We start from the raw sequence: 9515 nt of genomic DNA, 5'->3' as shown, positions 1-9515 counted from the left end.
TTGAAGGGTTCGACACCCTGCGTCCACGCGTGCTTCATGGGCGCCATGCGACATCAAGCGCACCTCAACACCACCGGGTGGCCCTTATGACGACTCTTTCGAAACGTATGCTCGCGACCTCGCTGGCGATGGCGATGGCCTTCGCCGGCACCGTGCAGGCGCAGACCAACGCGGCACAGGCCGACCGCGCCGCACCGTCGCCATCGGCGAAATCCAACGCGCCCGACGCCCTGTTCGTCCAGGAAGCAAGCGCCTCGGGCCTGGCGGAGGTCGAGTTGGGCAAGCTCGGCGCGAGCCAGGGGCAATCCAGCGCCGTGAAGACCTTCGGTCAGCAGATGGTGGACGACCATACCAAGGCCAACGAGGAACTGAAGACGATCGCGTCCGGCAAGTCGATCGAGGTCTCCGCGATGCCGCCGCCGGATTCGGCGAAGGCCGCCGCGAACATGACCAAGTTGAGCGGCAACGAATTCGACGCCGCCTTCAAGAAGCGCATGGTCAAGGACCACGAGAAGGCCGTTAAGCTCTTCAGCAAGGAATCCTCCAGCGGCAAGGACGCTGAGTTGAAGGCGTTCGCGACAAAGACGCTCCCGACCCTTCAGCATCATCTCGAGATGGCCCGGCAGCTGCCATGAGGTTGGAAGGAAAAAAGACGGTGGTGCACGCGTCCCGCGGCGCCTGATCAGGGCAGGACGATCGAGGTCGAGCGTGGTGTCTCCATGGCGCATGTATCGCGCAGGTGGACAAGCGTCCGCTCGACCCTTTCCTTCGTCTGCGCCGCCGTCGTATCCACGGGTACGACCGATTCGTAGCCACGCACGTGGGCATCCAGCACCGTCGCGAGGATGCACGAGTCGGTGGCGATACCGGTCACGACGAGCCGCCGGACGTTCAGGAACGAAAGCAGGGACGGCAGCGCGGTCTCGAACAGCGCCGAGTGCCGCGGCTTCACCAGCTTAAGATCGGTGGGTGCCGGCGCCAACGCCTCGGCGACCTCGCGGCCGGTGCCACCGGCGCCGCGCACGAAGTCGACGAGTTCGTCGAAGCCGTCCTGCCAGCGGCTGAAGTTGTCGTTGACGTAGATGACCGGTGCGCCGTGCGCGTGGAAGCGGTCACGCAAGGCGGCGATGGACGGGACGATCGCCCTGGTATGCGCGGCGAGCTCATCCCCGCCGGGAAAGTCGAAGGTGTTGAATACATCCAGGATCAACAATGCGGGCGAATGGCTCAAGCGCTAGCTCCTTCGTATCAGTCGATCCAGCCGGCGAGTACCTCGCGCAGCGTCTGCCGGATCACGCCCCGGCGGTCGGGATCGCCCTGGCCCAGCGCGCTCATGTAAGCGCGTGCCTGCGCCCAGGTGATGTGCGGCGGCAGGGGCGGCACGTCGGGGTCGGTCACGAACTCGATGACGACGGGCCGGTCGGCGGCGAACGCCTCCCTCCATGCATCCGCGATACGCTCGGGGTCGTCGACGCGGATGCCCTTGAAACCCAGCATTTCGCCGTAGCGTGCATAGGGGAAATCCTCGACGTCCTGGGCGGCGGAAAACTTTGGGTCGCCTGCGAGGGCGCGTTGTTCCCACGTCACCTGGTTCAGGTCGTGGTTGACCAGCACCATGATCACCAGGCTCGGATTGCTCCAGCGCTTCCAGTACTGCTTGATCGTGACCAGCTCCGAGTTGCCGTTCATCTGCATGGCGCCGTCGCCGGCGATCGCCAGCACCGGCCGGTCCGGATGGGCCATCTTGGCGGCGATGGCGTAGGGCACCGCACTGCCCATCGTGGCGAGCTTGCCGGAGACCGAGGCCATCATGTCGTCGCGGATCTTCATGTCACGCGCGAACCAGTGGGTGTTGGATCCGCTGTCGCCGGTGACGATGGCACGATCCGGCAAGACCGGGGAAAGCTCCCAGAATACGCGCTGCGGATTGATCGGCGAGGCAGGCTCCATCGCCTTCAGTTCCAGGGCGCGCCACCACTTGCGCACGTCCACCTCGATGCGCTCCCGCCAGGTCGTGTCGTCCTTTGTCTTCAACAGGGGCAGCAGGCGTCGCAGCGTGGCCGCGCTGTCACCGATGAGGTTGACCTCCGTGGCGTAGCGCATGGAGACGTTGCGCGGCTCGATGTCGATCTGCACGGCGCGCGCCTGTCCGTCCGCGGGAAGGAATTCGGAATAGGGAAACGTGGTGCCGATCATCAGCAAGGTGTCGCACTCGTCCATCAGGCGCCAACTCGGCTTCGTGCCGAGCAGGCCGATCGAACCGGTGACGTAGGGCAGTGAATCGGGCAACACCGCCTTGCCCAGCAGCGCCTTGGCGACGCCGGCCTGGAGGATGTCAGCTACCTGGGACACTTCCGTGCCGGCGCCTAGCGCGCCGGCGCCCACGAGGATGGCGACCTTCGACCCAGCGTTGAGAATGTCCGCCGCGCGGCGCAGTTCATCGTCGGTGGGCGCGGGCAGGCCCTGTGCGTGCCCGACACCGGAGTAGACGTTGCCATGGACACGCGGCGGACTCGGTACCGCCGGGCTCTCCTGCACGTCGTTGGGAACGATCACGCAGGTGACCGCGCGCTCCGCCTTGGCGATTCGCACGGCGCGATCGATCACGTGGCGCATCTGCGCCGGGCTGACCACCGTCTCGACGTAAGCACAGACGTCCTTGAACAGGCCGTGCAGGTCTACCTCCTGCTGGTAGTCGCTGCCGAGCGCGGACCGTGCCTGCTGGCCGACGATGGCGACGACGGGAACGTGGTCCATCTTCGCGTCGTACAAGCCGTTGAGCAGGTGGATGGCTCCGGGGCCGGACGTGGCCAGGCACACGCCGACCTCGCCCGTGAATTTCGCGTGGCCGGCCGCCATGAAGGCGGCCATTTCTTCATGCCGCACGCGCACGTAGTCGAAACGGTCCGCCGCGCGTCCCATCGCACCCATGATGCCGTTGATGCCATCGCCGGGGTAACCGAACACGCGGCGGATGCCCCATGCGCCCAGTCGTTCCAGGAGGAAGTCGCCAGTGGTCTTGCTCATCGTGCCTGCCATGGAGATCGGTCCGGAGGCGTCCTATGGTGTACCGCGGTGAATCGCGTGTACGTGAAAATCGATCGGAGCCGCTATTCGATTTTCCCGTAACTCTTCATCACCTCCTGCGGCCCGCCGTATTCCTGGTCGTCCAACTGCTCGATCACCTCCATCACTTCGCGCGGCGCGCCGTTCGACCGCGCGCGCTCGACGAGCGTGGCCTTATCGGCCGGATAACTCACGCCTTCAAGGTAGTTCTGGATATTCGCCGGGGATTTGCCACCCACACCTCGTGTCATGATGTTCACCTCTGTGTCCGGGATGAAGGCACGCTCTCAGAAACGGCGTGACCGCCGTGTCGCTCGCGTTTAAGCATGCGGCTCACAATGCTGACCACGTCTCCGTTCGGTGTCGTCCCCGCGTTGTCGACACCATGCCTGTGCCATCTTCACGAGCCGTGGCCTAGGGTCGTGACTTTGCCAACACACGGAGTGGATCCATGAAAGCAGTCGTTTTCCACGCCATAGGCGACATCCGGCTCGACGACGTGCCCGAGCCGTCCATCGAATCCGATACCGACGCCATCGTGCGTCTCACCTCGTCCGCCATCTGCGGCACCGACCTGCATTTCATCCGTGGCACGATGGCCGGCGTCGAACCCGGCACCATCCTCGGGCACGAGGGTGTGGGCGTGGTCGAGGCGCTCGGCGACGGGGTCCGCAACCTCGAAGTCGGCGACCGTGTCGTCGTGCCTTCCACGGTGGCCTGCGGTTACTGCTCGTACTGCCGCGCGGGCTACTACGCCCAGTGTGACAACGCCAACCCCAATGGGCCCGGCACGGCGTTCTACGGTGGCCCGAAGGAGGCCGGTGGCCTGAACGGCATGCAGGCGGAGAAGGTCCGCGTGCCGTTCGCCAACGTCAACCTCGTGAAGCTGCCGGACGAGGTGAGCGACGACGAGGCCATCCTCATCTCCGACATCTTCCCGACGGGCTACTTCGGCGCGGATATCGCCGGTATCGAACCGGGGCATACGGTAGCCGTGCTCGGTTGCGGTCCTGTCGGGCAGTTCGCCATCGCATCGGCGAAGTTGCTCGGAGCTGGCCGCGTCTTCGCGATCGACCAGCACGAGGACCGTCTCGCGATGGCGCGCGCCCAAGGCGCGGAAACGGTGGATTTCAGTCGTGAAGACCCGGTTGAAACGGTGAAGCGGCTGACCGGGGGCATCGGCGTGGACGCGGTGATTGACGCCGTCGGCGTGGACGCCCAGCATGCGCATGAGGGGCCGGCGGCCGGTAACCCCGCTCCGGGCAAGGCGAAGGACGTGTCTCCTGATGCGAAAACCGATGGGCCCACGTGGGAAGCCGGCGACGCACCGATGCAGGCGCTGGCATGGGCGGTCGAGATGGTGGCGAAGGCCGGGGCCGTATCGATCATCGGCGTGTATCCCCCCACGGACAATCTGTTCCCCATCGGCGCCGCCATGAACAAGAACCTCACCATCCGCATGGGCAACTGCAACCACCGCAAGTACGTGCCCATGCTCGTGGAGCTGGTGCGCTCGGGTCAGGTCGTGCCGACGCGGATACTGACCCAGCGTGAACCCCTCGCCGGAGCGATCGACGCGTACGAGGCGTTCGACCAGCGGAGGCCCGGCTGGATCAAGGTGGAACTGCAGCCGGAACGTGACTCGGCCGAGGGCCGGCATGGCTGACCAGGAAGCCACCCGTACGCTTGGCGAAGCCGGGTTCCGCCGCGAAGCCGCACATGCCCTGAGCACACCTCTGGGAAGCCTGCTGCTGCAGGCGGAACTGATCGACCATTACCTTCACCAGGACAAGGTCCCGCAGGCGCGGGAGGCGGTGGCCGCGTTGCTTCGCGAGTTCGACAGCTTCGGCCGCCGCTTCCGGTCGGTTTTTTCCGCGATGGCGGACATCGCCGAGGAAGGCCCGGATCACGGCAGTCCACGCGAGTGCCTTGCCGAGGCCCTGGTGGATATCGGCGAAGAGGCCGTCGCCATCGGCTACCGCGGGGCATCGCCGCGTGTGTCGATGCCGGCCGCTGCCTTGACCGCGTTGATGCGGCGCCTTGCGTTGCTCGCCACGGAGGCGCACGCGAGCGACGTGACATTCACCGGCACCCAGGCGGGTGCCGAGTGCCTGCTGTCGCTGACCGGGGTGGGCGGCGATCCGGTCGGAGATGAAAAACAGCCTTTCGAATCGGAACGCGCCTTGCACTTGTGGACGGCGAGGGAGATCGTCGCGCGCCACGGCGGCCGCCTGGTCGCCGCGCACGCCACCGAGGCGATCGTCCTGATCGTCCTGCCGATCGCCTAGGTGCCGGCCGGAACCGGGCGCCGGGGCACGAGGGTCAGCACGGCGAGCAGGGCCTTCATCGATACGGGCTTGCTCAGGTGGGCGTCGAAGCCCGCCTGCAAGGCCGTGCGTTCGTCCTGCTGACGCCCGAAGCCGGTCAGCGCGATCGCGGTGACATGCCTGGCCGTCTCCGATTCGCGCACCCGCCGGATCAATTCGAGGCCATCCATGCCGGGCATCCCGATGTCGGAAAGAAGCGTGTCGAACCCACCGGTGACGAGCAGGGCGAGCGCCTCCTGACCGGACTGGACCGCACTCACACGCGCACCTTCCATTTCCAGCAGCTCGGCGAAGGGGCCCAGCAGTTCGGCGGAATCGTCGACCATGACGATACGGCGGCCCGCGAGGACTTTCACCTCCTGCGGTTCGGAGACATCGGCGATCGACACCGCCGCCTGCTCGCGCCGCAAGGGCAGACAGACGACGAAGGAGGATCCCTTTTCCGGGCCTTCGGAACGAGCCGCGACCGTGCCGCCATGCAGTTCGACGAGATGCCGCACGAGCGCCAGGCCGATACCGAGCCCACCACCGGCGCGGTTCCTGCGGTTGGATCCCTGTTCGAACATGTCGAAGGCGCGGGCGACCAGGTCCGGCGTCATGCCGATGCCGTCGTCGTCGACGCGTAGCTCGGCGTCGTTCTCGTGAGATTCCAGCACCACCTTGATGTGACCGCCTTCGCGCGAGAACTTCGCGGCGTTGCTCAGCAGGTTCCATACCACCTGTTCGATGCGCACGGTGTCCGCCAGCACCACCACATCCTCGGCGGGGAGGTGCAGTTGCAGGTCGACGTGCCGTCCGGTCAGGTCTTTGGCGACGCCATCGGCGATCCGGCGGATGCAGTCGGACAGGTTCACCGGCGACACGTTCAGGGCGAGCTTGCCGGTGTTCACGCGCGACAGGTCGAGCAGGTCGTCGATGATCTGCGCCTGGCTTTCCACTGTCTTCCTGATCGCGTCCGCGGCGCGATACAACGCGATGTCTTCCTTTGCCGTGGCGGCGCGCGCGACGAGTTCGGCATTCATGATGATGAGGTTGAGCGGATGCTTCAGTTCGTGCGACATCACCGCGAGGAACTCGTCCTTCAGTTCGACGGCGCTCTGTGCCTGCCGACGGAAGGCCTTCTCGGCGTTGAGCAGTTCCTCGCGCTCGCGCTCGCGTTCCTTGTCCATGGTGACGTCGCGGGCGATCTTGGCGAAGCCATGGAAGCCGCCCTGGTGCAGGGGCGTGGTGATGCCGCTGCAGAAGATGCGCTGCCCGCCGGCACGTACGTGCCAGCGGTCGTCCGTGGCACGGCCTTCGGTACGGGCCTGCTCCATCTCGCGGCGGAAGGCCCCGCGCTCCCGATCTTCCGGCGTGAAGATGAAGTCGCCATGGTGGCCGATCGCGTCGACCGCGGAATAACCGAAGATCCGTTCCGCGCCCTTGCTCCAGGAAGTGACGATCCCCTCCGCATCGGTGGTGATGATGGCGTAATCGGTGGCGCTGTCGGCGACCAGGCGCATGCGCTCGTCGCTGCTGCGGGCCGCTTCCTCCGCGGCGCGGCGCCGCGTGATGTCGATGAAGGTCAGCACCGCGCCCTCGATGCGGTCCTCGGACGTGCGGTACGGGAGGATGCGCACGATGTACCAGCGCCCATCCTGGCTGCCGACCTCGCGTTCGATCGTGCGCAGCGACTGGAAAGCCTGTGCCGCGTCCGAGGCCAGTTCCACGTAGTCGAGGCTATGGTTCAGATCGAGCAGCGAACGGCCCACGTCGGCGGCGATCAGCCGGAACACGTCGGCCGCCCTTGGTGTGAAGCGCTTGATGCACATGTCCCGGTCGACGAAGACAGTCGCGATATCGGTCGAGGCGACGAGGTTGTGCAGGTCGTCGTTGACCTTCGCGGTTTCCTCCACCTTGAGCTTCAACTCGTGGTTGACCGTGATCAGTTCCTCGTTGATCGATTGCAGTTCTTCCTTGCTCGTTTCCAGTTCTTCGGTGGCGGAACGCAACTCTTCATTGATCGACTGCAACTCCTCGTTCGAGGCTTTCAGTTCCTCGCCTGAGGTTTCCGATTCCTCGATGGTCAGCTGCAGCTGTTCCTTGGCGCGCTTGAGTTCCTCCTCGAGTTGCAGGAGGAGCGGTGCCTGTTCGCTCTCGGTGTCGCTGGTGGAGGGGTCGCGCGGTTGCGATTCATGGAACACCACGAGGTGGAAGCCGGCATCACTGTCCTGGTCCCGGACCGGCCTCACCTCGACGGACACGGCGACGGACTTGCCATCGCGCTCGGTGAGCACCGAACGCGAACGCACGGGCTTGCCTTCCTGCGTGGCCTGGAACAGCGAGGCGCGCAGCTCCAGACGAAGTTCCGGAACGATCAGCGACGTGAGTTGGTACGAAGGCGCTCCGCCGGCGAGCCTCAGGTAGGGGCCCGCGCTCTCCACCATGTGCGCGATGTGGCCGTCGCGATCCACGAGGATGCTCGGCGGCATATGATCTTCCACGGCCTTGCGGTGCACTTCGGCCAGGGAGCGCGCGCGCCGTTCGCTGGCCGAAGTGGCGGAGGCGAGGGAGCCGGCGGCGGATTGCAGCGGCAACGGGCGCGTCGGTGCCTGTAGATAGAGCCCGGTCCTGCCGATCGGGTTGGCGCGGTAGATGCGGTTCTTCTTGTCCACCGGAGTGAACAGCTTGGCGGCCATGTCGGCCGACTCCGAACTGCCCAGGAACAGGAATCCACCCGGGCGCAGGGCGAAATGGAACATTTCCAGCACGTGCGCCTGGATATCCCGGTTGAGATAGATCAGCAGGTTCCGGCAGCAGATCAGGTCGAGCTTGGAAAACGGCGGGTCTTGCAGCACGTTGTGCCGGGCGAACAGGACTTTCTCGCGCAGCGGCTTCGGCACGCGATAGAAGTTGTCGTCGCGGACGAGGAACCGGCTGATGCGCGCCGCCGGAATGTCGGTGACCACGGCGGTGGGATAGCAGCCCTGCCGCGCATAGGCGATGGCGTCGTCGTCGATGTCGGTGGCGAAGACCTGCACGGTGGCGTCCGCCGGTGCAGCTTCCGAGAGCAGCATGGCCAGTGAATAGGCTTCCTCGCCGGTGGCGCAGCCCGGGCTCCACGCGCGGACGCGTGGATGCTCACCCAGCCCCTCGAACAACTGCGGGATGATGGAATGCTCCAGCGCTTCGAACGCCTCGCGGTCACGAAAGAAATTCGTGACGCTGATCAGCATGTCCTTGAGCAAGGCGGGCCGTTCGTGCGGATGGTCGTGGAGGTAGTCGCGGTATTCCTCCAGCGTGTGCAGCCCATTGACCTGGAGGCGCCGCTCGATGCGGCGCAGCACCGTGGCGCGCTTGTACGCGCGGAAATCGTGCCCGGTCTTCGCGCGGAGGATCAGCATGATGTCGCGCAACGCATCCTCGTCCATCGTCAGGCGTGACGGCGGGGGCTCGGCATCGGCCGGGGCCTCGCCCGCCGGCGGCGCGATCGCCGGCAGGGCGATCCGTGACGCGCCGCGCGCGAGGCTGACGATGCGTTCGGGCAGTTCGGCCACGGGCATCACGAAGTCGACGGCGCCCGTCGCGATGGCCGCACGCGGCATCTGGTCGTATTCCGCATCGTCCGGATGCTGGGCCAGGGTGATGCCACCGCGTTCGCGGATCCGCGCGATGCCGACCGAGCCGTCGGCACCGGTGCCCGTGAGCACGACGGCGAAGGCTCGTTCGCGGTGGACCTCGGCCAGCGTACGGAAGAAGAAATCGATCGAGGCGTGTTTTCCGCGGGTGCGCCCCAGGTCCACCAGGCGAAGGTAGCCGTCGTTCATCGACAGGCCCTTGCGCGGCGAGACCACATAGACCTCGTTCTTGCGCAGGGGCACCGGCTCCACGACCTGGACGACCCGCATGGCCGTCGACCGCTGCAGGATCTTGTCGGCGATGCTGTCGTGCCGCGGCGAAAGGTGCATCACGATGACGATGGCCATGCCGGGCTCGGCAGGCATGGCTTCGAGGAACCGTGCGAGCGCGGCGAGTCCGCCCGCGGACGTGCCGATGCCGACCACCGGGAAGTCCAGGCTGCTCGTTCGGATGTTGGGATCGGTTTCCGGATCCGGCGGCAGGGGCAGCTGGGACATCGGGTGG

Annotated in this window: 7 protein-coding genes; 3 read left to right on the top strand and 4 right to left on the bottom strand. The window is 66.1% G+C overall.

Annotated features, from left to right (window positions below):
• Positions 1-86: 86 nt before the first annotated feature.
• Positions 87-635 carry a DUF4142 domain-containing protein gene (locus tag QFZ41_RS00665; RefSeq protein WP_429196937.1) on the top strand — a complete coding sequence of 183 codons (549 nt, stop codon included), beginning with the start codon at positions 87-89 and terminating at the stop codon, positions 633-635.
• 47 nt (positions 636-682) lie between these two features.
• On the opposite strand, the gene QFZ41_RS00660 is transcribed toward QFZ41_RS00665, so the two are convergent.
• From QFZ41_RS00660 to QFZ41_RS00650, 3 genes are all read right to left on the bottom strand, one after another.
• Positions 683-1231 carry a cysteine hydrolase family protein gene (locus tag QFZ41_RS00660; protein WP_429196935.1) on the bottom strand — a complete coding sequence of 183 codons (549 nt, stop codon included), beginning with the start codon at positions 1229-1231 and terminating at the stop codon, positions 683-685.
• 17 nt (positions 1232-1248) lie between these two features.
• Positions 1249-3027, bottom strand: a complete 1779-nt coding sequence (locus QFZ41_RS00655; RefSeq protein ID WP_429196933.1) for a thiamine pyrophosphate-requiring protein — start codon at positions 3025-3027, stop codon at positions 1249-1251.
• A gap of 83 nt (positions 3028-3110) precedes the next feature.
• Entirely contained in the window at positions 3111-3317 is a 207-nt protein-coding gene (locus tag QFZ41_RS00650) for a DUF2795 domain-containing protein (RefSeq protein WP_429200156.1), read from the bottom strand.
• A gap of 200 nt (positions 3318-3517) precedes the next feature.
• On the opposite strand from QFZ41_RS00650, the gene QFZ41_RS00645 reads away from it, so the two are divergent.
• Positions 3518-4732 carry a zinc-dependent alcohol dehydrogenase gene (locus QFZ41_RS00645; protein WP_429196931.1) on the top strand — a complete coding sequence of 405 codons (1215 nt, stop codon included), beginning with the start codon at positions 3518-3520 and terminating at the stop codon, positions 4730-4732.
• Complete coding sequence (locus tag QFZ41_RS00640) at positions 4725-5354, top strand: hypothetical protein (RefSeq protein ID WP_429196929.1); 630 nt, start codon at positions 4725-4727, stop codon at positions 5352-5354. Before QFZ41_RS00645 ends, QFZ41_RS00640 begins: the two co-directional genes overlap by 8 nt.
• Here the strand turns inward: QFZ41_RS00640 and QFZ41_RS00635 are convergent.
• Positions 5351-9508, bottom strand: coding sequence for a CheR family methyltransferase (locus QFZ41_RS00635; RefSeq protein ID WP_429196927.1), 4158 nt, complete (start codon positions 9506-9508; stop codon positions 5351-5353). The genes QFZ41_RS00640 and QFZ41_RS00635 overlap by 4 nt on opposite strands.
• Between the last annotated feature and the right edge of the window lie 7 nt (positions 9509-9515).

The organism is Luteibacter sp. W1I16, assembly GCF_050434905.1.
Classification (GTDB): Bacteria; Pseudomonadota; Gammaproteobacteria; order Xanthomonadales; family Rhodanobacteraceae; genus Luteibacter.
The sequence above is the reverse complement of the archived record's forward strand: the minus strand, read 5'-3'. Positions and strand labels throughout refer to the sequence as shown.

Bases quoted from the DNA above. Each gene is read 5' to 3' on its own strand.
- QFZ41_RS00665 (WP_429196937.1), top strand. From the start codon at position 87: ATGACGACTCTTTCGAAACGTATGCTCGCGACCTCGCTGGCGATGGCG.
- QFZ41_RS00655 (WP_429196933.1), bottom strand. From the start codon at position 3,027: ATGAGCAAGACCACTGGCGACTTCCTCCTGGAACGACTGGGCGCATGG.
- QFZ41_RS00650 (WP_429200156.1), bottom strand. From the start codon at position 3,317: ATGACACGAGGTGTGGGTGGCAAATCCCCGGCGAATATCCAGAACTAC.
- QFZ41_RS00645 (WP_429196931.1), top strand. From the start codon at position 3,518: ATGAAAGCAGTCGTTTTCCACGCCATAGGCGACATCCGGCTCGACGAC.
- QFZ41_RS00640 (WP_429196929.1), top strand. From the start codon at position 4,725: ATGGCTGACCAGGAAGCCACCCGTACGCTTGGCGAAGCCGGGTTCCGC.
- QFZ41_RS00635 (WP_429196927.1), bottom strand. From the start codon at position 9,508: ATGTCCCAGCTGCCCCTGCCGCCGGATCCGGAAACCGATCCCAACATC.